At 63.1% G+C, this 15928-nt stretch carries 12 protein-coding genes; 6 read left to right on the top strand and 6 right to left on the bottom strand.

The window, feature by feature from the left end; translation table 11 throughout:
- Nucleotides 1-5 precede the first annotated feature (5 nt).
- The 3 genes from AC57B6_RS22790 to AC57B6_RS22800 all read left to right on the top strand — a co-directional run bounded on the left by AC57B6_RS22790 (nucleotide 6) and on the right by AC57B6_RS22800 (nucleotide 3668).
- A complete protein-coding gene (locus tag AC57B6_RS22790; RefSeq protein WP_028196127.1) occupies nucleotides 6-500 on the top strand; it encodes a CvpA family protein in 495 nt (164 codons plus the stop codon).
- 136 nt (nucleotides 501-636) lie between these two features.
- Entirely contained in the window at nucleotides 637-2184 is a 1548-nt protein-coding gene (gene purF / locus AC57B6_RS22795; RefSeq protein ID WP_028196128.1) for an amidophosphoribosyltransferase, read from the top strand.
- 293 nt (nucleotides 2185-2477) lie between these two features.
- Nucleotides 2478-3668 carry an O-succinylhomoserine sulfhydrylase gene (locus tag AC57B6_RS22800; protein ID WP_028196129.1) on the top strand — a complete coding sequence of 397 codons (1191 nt, stop codon included), beginning with the start codon at nucleotides 2478-2480 and terminating at the stop codon, nucleotides 3666-3668.
- A gap of 94 nt (nucleotides 3669-3762) precedes the next feature.
- Here the strand turns inward: AC57B6_RS22800 and AC57B6_RS22805 are convergent, their stop codons facing one another.
- Both AC57B6_RS22805 and AC57B6_RS22810 read right to left on the bottom strand, forming a co-directional pair.
- Entirely contained in the window at nucleotides 3763-4542 is a 780-nt protein-coding gene (locus tag AC57B6_RS22805) for an AraC family transcriptional regulator (RefSeq protein ID WP_183797033.1), read from the bottom strand.
- Nucleotides 4543-4576: 34 nt separating this feature from the next.
- Nucleotides 4577-4918, bottom strand: coding sequence for an FKBP-type peptidyl-prolyl cis-trans isomerase (locus AC57B6_RS22810; protein WP_006047612.1), 342 nt, complete (start codon nucleotides 4916-4918; stop codon nucleotides 4577-4579).
- A 188-nt stretch (nucleotides 4919-5106) separates the two neighbouring features.
- On the opposite strand from AC57B6_RS22810, the gene AC57B6_RS22815 reads away from it, so the two are divergent.
- Nucleotides 5107-5913 carry a sensor histidine kinase gene (locus tag AC57B6_RS22815; protein ID WP_183797032.1) on the top strand — a complete coding sequence of 269 codons (807 nt, stop codon included), beginning with the start codon at nucleotides 5107-5109 and terminating at the stop codon, nucleotides 5911-5913.
- Nucleotides 5914-6006: 93 nt separating this feature from the next.
- On the top strand, nucleotides 6007-7350 hold the full coding sequence (locus AC57B6_RS22820; protein WP_028196132.1) for a hemolysin family protein: 1344 nt from the start codon (nucleotides 6007-6009) through the stop codon (nucleotides 7348-7350).
- Nucleotides 7351-7521: 171 nt separating this feature from the next.
- Here the strand turns inward: AC57B6_RS22820 and AC57B6_RS22825 are convergent, their stop codons facing one another.
- Entirely contained in the window at nucleotides 7522-8280 is a 759-nt protein-coding gene (locus AC57B6_RS22825) for a TetR/AcrR family transcriptional regulator (protein WP_496422152.1), read from the bottom strand.
- A gap of 47 nt (nucleotides 8281-8327) precedes the next feature.
- Here AC57B6_RS22825 and AC57B6_RS22830 point away from each other — a divergent pair, with 47 nt between their 5' ends.
- On the top strand, nucleotides 8328-8777 hold the full coding sequence (locus AC57B6_RS22830) for a nuclear transport factor 2 family protein (protein ID WP_028196133.1): 450 nt from the start codon (nucleotides 8328-8330) through the stop codon (nucleotides 8775-8777).
- 113 nt (nucleotides 8778-8890) lie between these two features.
- On the opposite strand, the gene treY is transcribed toward AC57B6_RS22830, so the two are convergent.
- Genes treY through treZ form a run of 3 tightly spaced genes read right to left on the bottom strand, consistent with a single transcriptional unit; the run spans nucleotide 8891 to nucleotide 15905 of the window.
- Nucleotides 8891-11767: a malto-oligosyltrehalose synthase gene (gene treY / locus AC57B6_RS22835; protein ID WP_178370517.1), complete on the bottom strand. Its 2877-nt coding sequence runs from the start codon at nucleotides 11765-11767 to the stop codon at nucleotides 8891-8893.
- Nucleotides 11764-13989 (bottom strand): 4-alpha-glucanotransferase, encoded by a 2226-nt coding sequence (malQ, locus tag AC57B6_RS22840; RefSeq protein ID WP_106352213.1) that lies wholly within the window; start codon nucleotides 13987-13989, stop codon nucleotides 11764-11766. The genes treY and malQ overlap by 4 nt, the downstream gene beginning before the upstream one ends.
- Nucleotides 13986-15905, bottom strand: coding sequence for a malto-oligosyltrehalose trehalohydrolase (gene treZ / locus AC57B6_RS22845; RefSeq protein WP_183797030.1), 1920 nt, complete (start codon nucleotides 15903-15905; stop codon nucleotides 13986-13988). The genes malQ and treZ overlap by 4 nt, the downstream gene beginning before the upstream one ends.
- Between the last annotated feature and the right edge of the window lie 23 nt (nucleotides 15906-15928).

Genomic DNA, 15928 nt, shown 5'->3' on the forward strand with positions numbered 1-15928 from the left:
GAGCGATGTTCACTGCCTTCGACTACGCTGTAATGGCGGTGATCGGTTTGTCAGCCTTGCGCGGCACCTGGCGCGGGTTTTTGTCCGAGATATTCGGGCTGATCGGCTGGATCGCGGCGTTTTTCATTGCGTGCCGCTTCGTCGGGTATGTCGTGCCTTTTATCCCTGCCACGTGGCCGGGGGGCGCGCTGACCCAGTGGCTTCTGGCGTTCGCGTTGGTGGTGATCGGCGTGGTGCTGGTGGCAAGCGTGCTGAACGCATTGCTAAGCCGCATTGTGCAGGCAACCGGCTTGAGCGGCGTGGACCGCTCGCTCGGTTTGATGTTCGGCCTCGTGCGCGGGGTCATTCTGGTGCTGATTCTGGTCGCCCTTGCAGGCTTGACCGAACTGCCCCAACAGGAATTCTGGCGCAACGCCTTGCTTCGGCCCTATGCGGTCGAGGGCGTGCACATAATGAAACCGCTGCTTCCCGAGACGCTCGCTGCCTACGTCCACGTGTGACGATCAGGCGGGTGGCCACGGGAAGCTTGCAGGACTCCGGCGCAATCCGGTTGCCTGTACGCACCGTCGCGTACTCACGCGGAGCATTGCAGGCACCGGCCGCCGTTACGAATTTCGTACCTTTGAAGGACATGCCATGTGCGGCATCGTAGGCGTAGTTTCCCACTCTCCGGTCAATCAGCTGATCTATGACAGCCTGCTGCTTCTGCAGCACCGCGGTCAGGACGCCGCCGGCATCGCAACCGCGAACGGCAGCAATTTCCACATGCACAAGGCCAATGGCATGGTGCGCGACGTGTTCCGCACGCGCAACATGCGCAGCCTGCCCGGCACCACCGGGATCGGCCAGGTCCGTTACCCGACCGCCGGTTCTGCATCGAGCGAAGAAGAAGCCCAGCCGTTCTACGTGAACGCGCCGTTCGGCATCATCCTCGCGCACAACGGCAATCTGACCAACTGGCAGCAGCTGAAAGATGAGATGTTCCGCATCGATCGCCGCCATATCAACACCAACTCCGATACGGAAGTGATGCTCAACGTGCTCGCGCACGAATTGCAGCTTTCCAGTTCGAGCCTGCAACTCGATCCGGCCGCGCTGTTCAAGGCTGTGTCGGGCGTGCATCGCCGGGTGCGGGGTTCGTACGCGATCGTGTCGCTGATTGCAGGCTACGGCCTGCTCGGTTTCCGCGACCCGTTCGGGATTCGCCCGCTGTGCCTCGGCAAGCAGGAAACGCCGGAAGGCGTCGAGTGGATACTGGCGTCGGAATCGGTTGCGATCGAAGGTATCGGTTTCGAATTCGTGCGTGATATTGCGCCGGGCGAGGCCATTTTCATCGACCTCGAAGGCAACCTGCACTCGCAGCAATGCGCGACCAACCCGAGCCTGAACCCGTGTATTTTCGAACTCGTGTATCTCGCGCGTCCGGACTCGGTGCTCGACGGCGTGCCGGTCTACAACGTGCGTTTGCGCATGGGCGACTACCTCGCCGAGAAGATCAAGCGTGAATTGCCCGACGTCGAGATCGACGTCGTGATGCCGATTCCCGATTCGTCCCGTCCGGCCGCGATGCAGGTCGCCAAGAAGCTGGGCGTCGAGTACCGCGAAGGCTTCTTCAAGAACCGCTACGTGGGCCGCACCTTTATCATGCCGGGCCAGGCGATGCGCAAGAAGTCGGTGCGCCAGAAGCTCAACGCCATGGGCATCGAGTTCAAGGGCAAGAACGTGCTGATCGTCGACGATTCGATCGTGCGCGGCACCACCTCGCACGAAATCGTGCAGATGGCACGCGACGCAGGCGCGAACAAGGTGATCTTCGCTTCGGCGGCGCCGCCGGTGAAGTACCCGAACGTCTACGGTATCGACATGCCCACGCGCGGCGAACTCGTCGCCCATGGCCGCACGGACGACGAAGTCGCGCGCATGATCGGCGCGGACCATCTCGTTTATCAGGACGTCGACGCCCTGAAGCAGGCAGTGCGCGATATCAACCCGGCGCTGAAGGAATTCGAGGCCTCGTGCTTCGACGGCAATTACGTGACCGGCGATGTCACGACCGAGTATCTCGACCGCATCGAAACCGCGCGTCTCGCGCCGTCCTCGCAATCGGACCGCGACGCCGCCAGCGAAGCGGCCGAGGGCGGCCCGTCGCGTTCGCAACTGCATCTGCAATTGTCGGTCGGTTGAGTGATAACGCTTACGGCGTGGCGCGCTGCACGCCACGCCGCGAGCGTGTTAGCATGACGGCTTGCGTCGATTTGATCTCAGCTTGCGGACGCGGGGCAACCCAAAACAGCTAAAGCGAATGGTGGAAAAGCCGCAGTCATCCGCCTCCGCTCCAGCTTTCCCCGCACATGAAGCCCGCTTATGCCGACGCAAAAGCGGGCTTTTTTGTTGCTGTCGTTTGGCGTTGTTGAACTCGTCTAACGCGAGCCGCCGACGCTGAACCCAGCTATGGAACATTGGAAACCAGAACTAACATGGACGACTCCCTGAACTTCGATACGCTGGCGATCCGCTCGGGCACAGCGCGCAGCGACTTCAACGAACATTCGGAAGCGATTTTCCTGACGTCGAGCTTCGTCTTCGCGAGTGCCGCGGACGCTGCCGAAAAATTCAAGAATTCCGAAGACAACTACACCTACTCGCGATTCACGAACCCGACGGTCTCGATGTTCCAGGACCGTCTGGCCGCGCTCGAGGGTGGTGAAGCGTGTATGGCCACGGCTTCGGGGATGGCGGCGATCATGTCGGTGGTGATGTCCACGCTGCAGGCCGGCGACCATCTGGTCAGCTCGCAGGCGCTGTTCGGCTCGACGCTCGGCATGTTCTCGCAAATCTTCAGCAAGTTCGGCATTACCACGACCTTTGTCGATCCGACCGATCTGGATGCATGGAAAAACGCCGTGCGCCCGGAAACGAAGATGTTCTTCCTCGAAACGCCGTCGAACCCGCTGACCGAAGTCGCGGACATCGAGGCGATCAGCAAGATCGCGAAGGCGGCCAATGCGGTTTTCGTGGTCGACAACTGTTTCTGCAGCCCGGCCTTGCAGCAGCCGCTGAAATTAGGCGCCGACGTCGTCATGCATTCGGCCACCAAGTTCCTCGACGGCCAGGGGCGTGTGCTCGGCGGCGCGCTGGTGGGCTCGAAGAAGTTCATCATGGAAAAGGTGTTTCCGTTCGTGCGCAGCGCCGGGCCGACGCTGTCCGCGTTCAATGCATGGGTGCTGCTCAAGGGCATGGAAACGCTGTCGCTGCGGGTCGACAAGCAGTCGGCGAATGCGCTCGAGATCGCGCGCTGGCTGGAGACGCATCCTGCCGTGAACCGGGTGTTCTATCCGGGGCTCGAATCGCATCCGCAGCACGCGCTGGCCATGCGTCAGCAAAAGTCGGGCGGCGCGATTCTGTCGTTCGAATTGAAAGGCGATACGCCTGAGCAGATGCGCGCGAATGCCTGGCGCGTGATCGACAGCACGAAGATCTGCTCGATTACCGGCAACCTCGGCGACACGCGTACCACCATCACGCATCCTGCGACCACCACGCACGGTCGCGTAACGCCGGAAGCGCGTGCCGCGGCGGGTATCAGCGAAGGTCTGATCCGTCTTGCAGTAGGTCTGGAAAACGCCGGCGATATCCGCGGCGATCTGGAACGCGGCCTGGCGGGTTAAGCGTTCAGCGTGCGGGGCAGCGTTAGCAAGCAACGGTAGCAAGAAGTGCGAGCCGCCTTTTTCAGGTGGCTCGCGGATCGCCCGAACGCAATCATCAATGACGCAGCGCGCGCCATTGACCGGGCGCCAGCCCGAAGCGCCGCGTGAATGCGTGGGTGTAGGCGCTCTGATCGCCAAAGCCGATTTCCAGCGCGATATCGCTCAGCGACAAACGTGGATCGGACAGCAAACCCAGTGACGTATCGAGCCGCAGACGCTGCAAATAGCGATGCGGCGTTTCGCCGAAGGCTTCGATAAAAAGCTGATGGAAGCGCCGCATGCCGAAGCCGCAATGCGCGGCAAGGTCGGCGATACGCAGCGGTTCCGAAAGATGGGTGCGCAGCCAGCGGTCGATGCGCGCGAAGTCGAGGCCGGCGCCGTATGCCTGCGCTGCGGCCATGGTGCCGGTATCGGCCACCAGCGCAGCGCCCAATCGTGCGGCTGCATCCCATTGAAAACGCCGGGCGTCCAGATTGCTGGTCTGAGCGCCGCCTGTGGCGTGCCCCGCAATCCGATGCACGAGCTGCGTGAGCGAGGCGTCCACTGTGACCGCCCGCGCGCGGTCGAACAGACGCTCCGGCACGGCCAGCGAGGCGGCCGGCAGATCCAGCACCAATTGCCGGTTCTCGCCGATGCCCGCATAGTCGTGCCGCGCGCCTGCCGGAATGAGCCACGCGGAACCGGCGTCGATCTGTTGCGCGACGCCGTCTACCGCCATCACCATCGCGCCGTCGAGTCCGAGCACGACCTGGTGAAAATCGTGCACGTCCGACGCTTCGACCGTGCCGTAACGGCGCAGCGAAACGCTAGGTGCGGTGATGGCGGCGTGACCCATTGGCTTAATGGCGCAATTACAAAACAGTGAAAACTTAGACGTCGAGCAGTTCGACTTCGAACACGAGCGTGGCATTCGGCGGAATCACGCCGCCCGCGCCACGTACGCCGTAGCCGAGTTGCGGCGGAATCGTCAGCTTGCGCGTGCCGCCGACCTTCATGCCTTGCACGCCTTCATCCCAGCCCTTGATGACCATGCCGCCGCCCAGCACGAACGCGAACGGGTCGTTGCGGTCCTTGCTCGAGTCGAACTTCTGACCGTCGGTCAGCCAGCCCGTGTAGTGCACGCTGACGGTCTTGCCGGCAACCGCTTCGGCGCCGGTGCCTTCAACGATGTCTTCGTATTTCAGGCCGGATTCGGTAGTCACAGTCGACATATGTCGCTCCTTAGGTCAAAAACGTAAAACCGACATTGTAGGCGTGTTGAGGTCGTATCGCCGAGGATTGGCAGGTGGCATGCGGTTTGCGTCCACGTTAGCCGTCCGGCCAGGCTGGTTGCCCAGGACGGCATGCCTATAATGGGGTTTCGTTCAATATTCCATGTACTGCCTGAGAGGGCTCGATCGTGACAACGTCTTCCACCGGGACCACCGGCGCCAAGCCGGTTTCTTCCGGCCTCGTCGTCTCCGAACGCACCGCGCGTCTGCGCGCGGAGACTGCGCTGTTCATGCGCGATCACGTGCTGTCGCTTGTGTCACACGACCTGCGCGGTCCGCTGAACGCCATCCATAGCTGGGCGTACGTGCTCGAGCGCAAGCTCGATGCAAACGATCCCAATTCGCAGCGCGCCGTCACCGGAATTCGTAATGGCGTGGACCAGCAGGTGAAGTTGCTGGAGACGATTGTCGATGCCACGCGCGCTGAGACCCGATCGCTCGCACTTGAGTTGGCGCCGTTTCCGCTGCATCCGCTACTCGATGAAACCGTGGAGGAAGTTCGCTCGGGGTTGGCTCGTGCGCGTGGCGTCGAGCTCACGGTCGAGTCGCAACTTGCTACCGAGCAGCTCAACGGCGACCGTGAGCGCCTCGCCGCCGCGCTGTGGGTGATGCTCACATTTGCCGTCGAAGCGAGCCCAAAGGGTGCCGCAGTCACGCTGGCCGCGCGCGCGGACGCCTCCCGGTGGTACGCCACGGTCGCTTTCAATCAGAGCGCCGCCGCCCTGGACGATGCTTCGGTGCCCCATGTGCTGGAAGCTTTTGCCCTCAAACAGGCGCGTGAACCGCGCGAGGCCAAACGGATCGCGTGGGTGCTCGCGCTGTGTAAGCGCGTTGCGGAAGCACACGGCGGCAGTTTCGAGCAAAGCGACGCATCTGAGGGCGAAACTGTTACGCTCGCGCTGCACGTGCCACTGAGTGCATCGACTCCCACGTGAGCGGCGGTTGTCGGCGCACTTCCTGGGCACGATTAACTTTCATCTTGCTTTCGCGTCTTATACTGACAACTTTTGTTGCCGGAGCCCCTCGCTTTGATCCAGGTTGTCGCCCTTATTGGTGCATTGTTTCTCGTCGCCCTCAACGGTTTCTTTGTCGCCGCCGAATTTGGTCTGGTGAAGCTGCGCCAGACGCGCGTGCAGAGCCTCGCGGCCAAACACGGAATGCGTGGGCGTTTGCTGGCGAAGGTGCATGGACGGCTCGACGCCTATCTGTCGGCCTGTCAGCTTGGCATTACGCTGGCATCCCTCGGGCTCGGCTGGATCGGCGAGCCGGCGTTCGCGGAACTGCTCACGCCGGTCTTTAGCCTGCTTGGAGTGGAATCGGAAAAGCTGATCCACGGCATCTCGCTGTTCTTCGCGTTCTCGTGCATATCGTTCCTGCATATCGTGGTGGGCGAACTGGCGCCGAAATCGCTGGCCATTCGTGAAGCGGAAAAGGTTTCGCTGTGGGCCGCCACGCCGCTCTACGGTTTCTACTGGGCGATGTATCCGGCGATCTGGGTGCTCAACTCCAGTGCCAACGCGGTGCTGAAACTTGCGGGCCTCAACGGCGAGCACGGCCACGATTCGCATTACTCGACCGACGAACTCAAACTGATCCTGCGTGGCCGCCGCGCCAACGTCGCGACTGAACTCGGTTCACCGGATGGCGCCTACAGCCAGGACGAGTGGAACACGATCGCGCATTCGCTGGATTTTTCGCGCATGACGGTGTCGGATCTGATGCGTCCGTCTTATGAAATGGTCGGCCTGCGGCGCGATTTGCCGCTGCGCGAAAACATGCAGGTGGTGGCGCGGCATCGTTTCAGCCGCTATCCGTTGTTCGAAGACGCTTCCGGCGAGCGCGTGGCCGGCATGATCCATTTGAAGGACTTGCTGCTGGCGCGGCACGCGGGCAGCACGCTCGACGACCTGTCCAGATACGCGCGCCCCGTGCAGTACGTCAAACCGGATATGCCGGCGCTCGAACTGTTTCGCCGCTTCCGCAAAGGTGCGCCGCATTTCGCGCTGGTGGGCCATAAGAACGCGAAGCCGATCGGCTTTCTCACGCTGGACAATCTGCTCGGCGCGCTGGTTGGGCAGATTCACGACGAATTCCGCCAGGGCGACGCCGACTGGACGCGCATGGACGACGGCACCTTGATGGGCAAGGGCAGCTTGCCGGTGGTCTCACTGGAACGTGCGCTTGGGATCGACATCGACGAAGGCCGGGCTGAATCGGTTGGCGGCCTGGTGATTCAGGCGCTCAACGATCTGCCTACTGAAGGGCAGCGCATCGAATTCGATCGCTTCGACGTAGTGATCAAGAAGATGAAGGGACCGCGCATCGTGCTGGTGCGCGTTTATCCGAAAACGTTCGACGATGAGGGCGGCTAAGCCGCCTCAAGCCGCCCTACACCGCCTTGAACCACTTTAACCGGCTTCGTCACCGTACTCGTCGTAAGTCGACCGCGGCATGGCTCAAGTAAAGTCGCCGTCCGTACCACGGAGCGACACGGGATATTTGCTGCTGCTATACGTCGGTTTGCCGGCCGGCACGACAACAGCTTACTTGCGGTTTGCCGTATTCCGGTTCCTGTCAGCCGTCAGCGCGCCGGCCATGCTTTCAACGAGCTTCAATGCGTCCGCTTTCATGGCGACCGGGTCGTCCGCGCCATCGAGCAATTGTGCCGCCTCGCACACCATGCTGCCGATCATGCGCGCGGCGAGATACGCCTTTGCTTTTTCCTTGCCGGAGACCTGATTCGTCAGTGCGCCGATCAGCAGACCATACACGTGCGCTTCTTCGATCTCGCGGCATCGTGCCGGACCGAGCACGGCGGGCGCGGTTTCAATGACGAGTTGCCGGTAGGCGGGTTCGATGCAGATCTCCAGGAATTCGCGAATGCCCGCGCTTATCCGTTTTGCCTCAGGAACTGCTTCGGCGGCGGCTTTGACTTTGGATGCAGCGTCCGCCTGAAGAGCCTGCACCAGCGCGTCGAACAACTCGGCCTTGTCTGCAAAGTGATGATAGAAGGCACCACGGGTCACGCGTGCGCTGCGCGCGATGGCTTCGATCCCGACTTGCTGATACCCCTGCGACGTGAATAGCTCGGCCGCGGCGGCGATGAGCGCCTGCCGGGTCGCGTCCGCATATTCCTCGCGACGGGATTTGGGTGTTAGGGCTGCGCTTGGCATGGGCTTCGTTTTTATCCCTTGATTTTTCACATTCTGATTGTAGTATACATACACGGTGTATGTGAAAATCTGATTGTATGTTAAAGCGGCATTCCGGCTGCGGCCTGCACACCAGGGCAGCAACACCATAGGGCAGCTACACCGTAGGTAAGCAACCCATTCAGGAGCAAACCCACATGACGTCAGCAGAAAAATACCTTCCCCCGAGCGCGGAGCAGTTGGCCAACGCCAGGACCGCTGTTCAACGTTTCGCTTCGGAGTGGCAGCACCCCGTCGCGGATAACCTGGAAGCCCTCATGCACGAAGACACACAAAACCTGATCCCACCCATGACGGAGCCGGCCGACCGGAAAGGCGTCATCGAACATTTCCGTCAGGTCCTGGCGCAACTGCCGGACTTGAAAGTCGACGTCCTTCAATGGGCGCCCACCGGCGACGCCGTCATGATCGAATGGCGGGCATCGGCCACCGTGGCCGGGCAGGCACTCAACTGGCAGGGTGTCGACCGCTTCAACTTGCGCGGCGACCGGATGTACAAAGGGCAGGTGTACTGGGACACGAGGCGTGTGGCGGAACAGATGGCCGAAGCCGTCAAACGTGCACAGCAAGGCGGCTCGTCGGCGTGACGCATAGCGCTGAGCGCGCCGGTCAGGGAGCCGTTGCGTGAGCCGACAAAAAAGGCGGTTAAAGCACGTGTGCTTTCACCGCCCCTGCAAGCCAGGCCTTCAGCAAACGCGCATCAACTGCGTGGCACACCGTCTTCCACCAACACCGCGATAGGCATTGCGCCTAACGCATCGCGCAGATACAGCAAGCCGTTTTCGTCGACCTTGGGTGCCGCCGGACTCAACCAGTCGAATAGCGCTCGTGCGGCCAGATCCGTCGGCATCTCGATGGCTGTATCGCCCCATTTAGCCGGATCGACCATCGGCAGATCATCGGGTTCGCTGGTGTCGCCGAGCAAGCCGGCAGCAAGCCGGCTCGCCACCACCACGGCCCACGCATTCCCATGCCGCCGTGCGAACGCGATCACATTCGCCGCATGCGGACCGCGTACCTCCAGCGGCAGATACGTGCTTTGACTCAGCAACTCCGGCAAATGGGCGCGCAAGGCCAGCACCCGTTGCACCACGGCGAGCTTGACCCGTCCATCGCGCCAGTCCGCGAGGAAATCCGAAGGGGGTGTCTGCGCCAGCAACGCTTCACGTTTGGCAAAATCGACGGGCCGGCGATTGTCTGGATCGACCAGACTGAAGTCCCATAACTCCGTGCCCTGATAAAGATCGGGAATCCCAGGCGACGCCAGCCGCAACACCGTTTGCTGCAAACTATTGAGCGCACCCGCGCGGCTGATCCGCGTGACGAACGTGGACAATTCGCGCAGGAATCCATCGCGCCGCTGCGGTGCCAGAATGTCGAACAGGAATGCGCGGCAGCCGGCTTCATAGGCTTCGTCGGGGGCGAGCCAGTTGGTCTGCAGCTTCGCTTCCCGCAGCGCCTTCAACTGCCATTGCGCGACCCGTTCGGCGAGTTCCTTGATGCCGGCTTCATCGTCCGCTTGCAAGCCGGGCGGCCAGCAACCCACCAGGGTTTGATACAGCATCGCTTCAGCGGCCGGCCCGGGTGCCCAGTCGTAGCTGATGTCGTGGCTGACGCTGCTGATCGGTGTACCGTCCAGAGCACGGCGATGTGGTGCGTTTAGCGTCGACCATGCGCGCCACTTCGCGCTCCATTCGTCGGCGATTTCGCTCAACACCGCAAGGCGCGCGCGCACGTCTTCGCCACGCTTGTGGTCGTGCGTTGCCGTGGCGAGCATCGCGTGAGGAAAGCGCTGCGAGCGCTCGAGATTCGCCGCATGAAACTGCTCGACCGACAACGCGAACTCGCCCGGGTCCGAGCCCACTTCATTACGCGACAGCAAACGGCCATAGCGATAGCACGCGGTATCTTCAATCGCCTTTGCGGCGACTGGTGCGGTCAGTTGCGCGAACAGCGTTTGCGCGGTGCGCCGTGCCGAACCTGCATGACTCGGCGGCGCGCCACCTGGACCCTGCTGCTGCGCTTGCGCATTGCCGCGGGCATTCGGATTCGATACTTCTTCGGCGCTCTCGCCAAGCCACGCGTTAACACGGTCGAGCACTTCATGATCCGCGCGCGAAAGCGTCTGTTTCGCGCCTGCCAGTGCCTGATCGAAATACACGTTGTCGGCGGCGCTGCGCACGCCGTTCTGCGCATAGATCCGATATACCGGAAAATGCACGACCAGTTCGGTCAGCACGCGCCGCAACGCGGTGAAGGTGAAATCACGTGTCGCGAGCGAGTCGCGGGCAATCCGATGCAACGCGCGCGTCGCGCGGTCCAGTTCGGCGGAGAGGTTCTCCGCGAGAATCTTGCGCCGGGCCGGCAACGCTTCGTCGGCGAAGCGCGGGCTGCGGGCGGTGAGTTCGGTCCACGTTTGCGCAAGCGGTTCGGCACCGGCCGGATCGTGCAAGAGGGCGCCCACGTCGTTCATGAAATCGTAGCCGGTCGTGCCGTCCACGGGCCAGTCGTCGCGCAGCGGTTCGCCGCGGCCGAGAATTTTTTCGACGACCACATATGGCGTGGTGTCGCGCAATTCGGTGAGGCGTTGGCGCAGACGCTGACAGTACTCACGCGGTTCAGCCAGACCGTCCACGTGATCGATCCGCAAACCGTCCACCACGCCTTCCTGATATAGACGGAAAACCAGCGCATGCACTGCCTCGAACACCTCGGGCCGCTCCACGCGCACGCCGGCCAACGTCGAGATGTCGAAGAAACGCCGCCAGTTCACTTCGTCTGAAGCAGTGCGCCACCAGGCAAGACGGAAATGCTGCCGTTCGATCAATCGATGCAAGCGGTCACGCGTCACCGGATCCGCGGGTGAATACGCTTGCAGCACCAGCTCGATCGCCGAGGCGCCGTTTTGCGCGACGAACTCGCGCAGCATGTCGCGTCCTTCGGCGGCGCGCGGCTGATCGGTCGGCTGCGTCGTCAGACCCTGGAAACGTTCGGCCAGCGCGTTGAGATCGGCGCGGTCGGCGCTTTGCAGAATCGCTGCGTAGTCGGTCGGACACACGGGAAATACGTGCGGGCCGTAGCCGATATAGAAGCGTCCACTATCGGCCGCGAAATGCAGCGCAATCCGGCCCTCGGCGAGTTCATCGCCGTACGGTGCACCGAGTGTCGGCAACAGCACCTTGCCACGCAGGGCTGGATCGGGCGAATGCCAGTCGACGTCGAAATGGCGCGCGTAGGCGCTATGCCTGCCCCATTCGAGGATATCGAGCCACCACGCATTGCTCGAACCGCCGACGCCCATATGGTTCGGCACCACGTCGACGATCAGCCCCATGTTGTGCGCGCGCAGTTTTTCGACGAGGCGTTTCAAGCCCGCTTCGCCGCCGTATTCCGGGTTGACCTGGGTGTAGTCGACGGTATCGTAGCCGTGCATCGAGCCCGGCTCGGCGGTGGTGATCGGCGACGCGTACAGGTGGCTGATGCCGAGCGCGGCGAAGTAGTCGACGTGCTTCGCGGCATCGTCGAAGGTAAAGCCTCGATGGAACTGGAGGCGAAGCGTGGAGCGCGGGACGGTCATGGCGTATCAGGCTCCGAAGAAACGTTGGTGGAGGCGGGAACGGTTGCGCCGCGGCGCGCGCGGTCGACGGCCAGCAGGCGATCGTTGAAGGCGTCGTCCTCGAACAATGCGTCGATCGGCAGACTCACGCGGCGGCGCCAGTTCGGATGCTCGTCGATCGAGCCGGGCAGATTGGGCTGCTCGACGAGGCCCAGCAGATCTTCGAGCGGGAATGTGACGAGCGGCCCAGGCGTGGCGGCGACGAAGGCAAGCGCTTCATCCACGGGCGCCTCGTCGGGCGGCGGCGCCGCCACGCCCGGCGCGGCGACGCCGGCCTGCTGGAACGCTTGCCAGAGCAGCGCGCGATCGGCGGCGCGTTCTTCCAGCGCCACTTGCTCCGCATCGCGGCCATCGGCGCGCGCCATGGTCTGGCCGATCCGGTTGCGCCACGTGATGTCGCTGCCGCGCCACCAGCCCGCCACGGTCGGCAGGTCGTGGGTCGTGGTGGTGCCGACGGCATTGCGATCCCACGCGTACGGCGGTTTGAAGCCCTTGCCGCTTTCCGCGCCTTCGAACCACAGCACGCGAATGCCGGCGAGACCATGCTCTTCGAGCCGTTCGCGAAAGCCGGGCGGCACGGTGCCCAGATCTTCGCCGATCACGATTGCGCGATGCCGCCACGATTCGAGCGCGATCAACCGCAGCAGGTCTTCGAGCGGATAGCGCAGATAGGCGCCGTTGCGCGCGCTCTCGCCTTCGGGCACGAGCCACAGGCGCCGCAAACCGAGAATGTGATCGATGCGGATGCCGCCCGCATGCGCGAACGCCGCGCGCAGCATGTCGATGAAGGCGGAGAAGCCCTGCGTGCGCATCGCGCGCGGCGAGAAGGTGGTGAGACCCCAAGCCTGTCCGGCCTGGTTGAACAGATCGGGCGGTGCGCCCACCGAGACACCTTGCAGCATGTCGTCGCGATACGACCATGCGTGGCTGCCGGCACTATCGCAGCCAACGGCGAGATCGGCGATCAGGCCGATGGCCATCCCGGCATCGGTCGCGGCCTGCTGGGCGTGCGACAGACCCTTGGCGGCGAGCCATTGCAGAAACAGATGAAAATCGACTTCATGCCGATGCGCTTCGGCAAAGGCTTCGACTTCCGCGCTGCGCGGATCGCGCAACGGTTCGGGCCAGTCGCGCCAGTGGCCCTTACCGTCCTCCTGCGCCAACTGCACGGCCTGCAACGCCTCGAAGCGCGCATGATCTTCGAGCGCGCGACCGGCACGTTCACAGAAACCGTGAAATTCGAGAGCGCGCGGTGTGCCGGCTGCGCGTTCCTGAGTGCAGAAGTTCTCGTACAGCGCGCGCAAAACCTTCAGTTTCAGCACCACCGCGCTCGGCCAATCGATCAGCGGCAAGTCTTCGAGCGCCGACCATGCGCTGGTGGCCTGCGCGGCCTCGAGCGCGGCGCGCGCGGCATCCTCGCCGAACACGGCGGCAGGGTCGATATGCGTGACGTTCAGCCACAAACGCGACGACGGCGAATACGGGCTGAAGCGACCCGGCTCGGCACTGAACATCGCGTGCGTGGGGCTGACGGCGAGCGCATGCGCGCCGCGCTTCGCGCTCTCGGTCGCCATTTGCGCGAGGGCCGTATAGTCGCCGAGGCCGCCGTCGCCAGTGCGGCGCAGACCGTACAACTGCGCGGCAATGCCCCACAGCGGCGGCGTTTGTGCCGGTCGTGCCGGTTGTGCCGTTTGCGCGGCGCCGCCGCCATGCAGCGTGTGCCATGCATCCGCGACGGTATAGCAGCGCGACGGCGCCACGGCCAATGTCATGCGTTGATCGTTGATCACCAGCGTGTGGTAGCCGGGCTCTTCGATCGGCGTGAGCAATGCTTCCGCGCCCTTCGGCACCGTGAAGCGGCCGTCGATGATCGAGCCGCTTTCGAGTTCGATCCGGTAGTGACTGGCGGATTTGATCGCCGCAGCCGGCAGCGCGATGCCGCGGTCGACCTCCGCGGTCATCAACGGCGGCAATTTGCGCCCGGACAGTTCGGCGTCGAGCGTGGCCGCGCTGTGCCGGATCTGCGTGGCGTTGGCGCAGGGCAAGCCCATCCGTTCGAGCAGCACGGCGAGCGTGCTCTCCGGTACATGCTGCGTCGTATGGTGCGCATCCTGCCACTCGACCTCGAAGCCGGCGCGCGTGGCAAGGGTAGTGATCGTATCGGTCGGGCGTCGGGTGCTCACGCGTGGCGCTCCTGTTGGCTCGCGATGCGCGCATCGTGGCCGATGGCGTAATCGCTGACGTCGCCGGTTACCCACGCGACAAACGCGTATGACGGCAACACCTTGGCGTCGACCTGCTCGCGCACGCGCGGCGGCGTTTCGAAAATTACCTTGCCGGCTGGCGGATCGGGAAACGCTACGTCTTCTTTCGAGAGATTCAACGCGATCGACAAGGTCTCGCCGTCGCCGAGTTTCCAGCGGGCAATCAGCGCATCGGCATCGTCGCCGTTTGCGGCGGTGAGCACGGTTGCGCCGAGCGCTTTCGAATGCTTCAGGCGCGGCGTGATCAGTTTTGCCCGCACGGCAAGCGCGGATTTGTAGAAGTGCATCCAGTCGAGCCGGTCTTTCGCGTTGTCGTCCGCGGACGCGCTTTGAACAGGCTCAGGCGGCGACGAGGCCTCGAAGGTTTTCGGGTCGTTCGGATCGGGAATCTGCGCGCGACGCTGTTCGTCGCTGAACGCCGAAAAGCGTGCGAATTCGCGACGCCGTCCTTCACGTACGGCGTCGGCGAGTTCGCCCGTGTAGTCGGTGAAAAACAGGAACGGCTGGGTCGAGCCGTATTCCTCGTCCATGAACAGCAGAGGAATTTGCGGCGACAACAGCAGCAAACCGGTGGCCGCCCGCAAGGCATCGTCCGACGTCAGTGTGCGCAGGCGTTCGCCGAATGCGCGATTGCCGATCTGGTCGTGATTCTGCAGGAACATCACGAATGAAGTGGTCGGCAGATGCCCGCTCGACTCACCACGCGGCGCGCCTTCGTGAATGGGTGACGGTTCGCCCTGATACGCGAAGCCTTCCGACAATACGCGTGCAAGGCGGCGGATGGGCTGATCTTCATAGGCGTGGTAGTAGCCTTCGGTTTCGCCCGTCAGCAGCACATGCAGCGTGTTGTGTGCGTCGTCGTTCCATTGCGCGTCGAAATGCGTTTCTAGCAGGCTTGCACTATTGCGCTCGTTTTCCAGTACCAGATGCACATGCCGCCCGTGCTGCACTTTCGCGCGGATATGGTCGGATAAATCGCGCAGCCATGCGGGATTGTCGATGGCATGCACCGCATCGAAGCGCAGGCCGTCGAAGCGGTACTCGTTGATCCAGTAGACGGCGTTGTCGGTGAAGAAGTCGCTCACTTCGCAGCGGTCGAAATCGATCGCGGGGCCCCACGGCGTGTGCGTGCCCTCGCGGAAGAACGAGCGGGCGTATTCATGCAGATAATTGCCGTTCGGGCCGAAGTGGTTGTACACCACGTCGAGAAATACCATCAGGCCGAGGCCGTGCGCGGCGTCGATCAGCGCTTTCAATTCTTCGGGGCGGCCGTACGCTGAATCGGGCGCATAGGGCAACACGCCGTCGTAGCCCCAGTTGTGCTGGCCGGGAAAATCGTTCAACGGCATCAATTCGATTGCCGTGACGCCGAGCGCGACCAGCGCGGGCAAACGCTTCATCACGCCGGCATAACCGCCCATCGCGCCGACGTGCAATTCGTACAGCACCGTTTCTTCCCACGGACGGCCATGCCAGTTCGTATGCTCCCAACGGTACGCGCGCGGATCGATCACTTCGCTCGGTCCGTGCACGTCTTGCGGCTGGAAGCGCGACGCGGGATCGGGCACCGCCTGTCCGCCATCGAGGCGGAAGCGATACAACGTGCCCGCGCCGCTCTCGACGGTCGTTTCGAACCAGCCGTTGCCCGTGGCGGTCATGTCGTGCGTGCCTTGGGCCGGTCCGTTTTCGATTTCCACCTGCACCGTCTTGCACGAAGGCGCCCAGAAGCGAAACCGGGTGCGCGGCTTCGCGCCCGTTGCGCCCAGCAACTGCGCGCTGAACGGCAGGCAATGCGCGTGATGGTGCGCGTGCGGATCAATCGGACTTTCGGACATGATTCATCACCATTCGGTTTTGC

It is taken from the genome of Paraburkholderia sp. BGA-UO-ETr-F12 (assembly GCF_059567945.1).

Excerpts from the sequence above, each read along its gene's own strand:
- AC57B6_RS22790 (WP_028196127.1), top strand. The coding sequence starts at position 6 with ATGTTCACTGCCTTCGACTACGCTGTAATGGCGGTGATCGGTTTGTCA.
- purF (WP_028196128.1), top strand. The coding sequence starts at position 637 with ATGTGCGGCATCGTAGGCGTAGTTTCCCACTCTCCGGTCAATCAGCTG.
- AC57B6_RS22800 (WP_028196129.1), top strand. The coding sequence starts at position 2,478 with ATGGACGACTCCCTGAACTTCGATACGCTGGCGATCCGCTCGGGCACA.
- AC57B6_RS22805 (WP_183797033.1), bottom strand. The coding sequence starts at position 4,542 with ATGGGTCACGCCGCCATCACCGCACCTAGCGTTTCGCTGCGCCGTTAC.
- AC57B6_RS22810 (WP_006047612.1), bottom strand. The coding sequence starts at position 4,918 with ATGTCGACTGTGACTACCGAATCCGGCCTGAAATACGAAGACATCGTT.
- AC57B6_RS22825 (WP_496422152.1), bottom strand. The coding sequence starts at position 8,280 with ATGGTGTTGCTGCCCTGGTGTGCAGGCCGCAGCCGGAATGCCGCTTTA.
- AC57B6_RS22830 (WP_028196133.1), top strand. The coding sequence starts at position 8,328 with ATGACGTCAGCAGAAAAATACCTTCCCCCGAGCGCGGAGCAGTTGGCC.
- treY (WP_178370517.1), bottom strand. The coding sequence starts at position 11,767 with ATGACCGTCCCGCGCTCCACGCTTCGCCTCCAGTTCCATCGAGGCTTT.
- treZ (WP_183797030.1), bottom strand. The coding sequence starts at position 15,905 with ATGTCCGAAAGTCCGATTGATCCGCACGCGCACCATCACGCGCATTGC.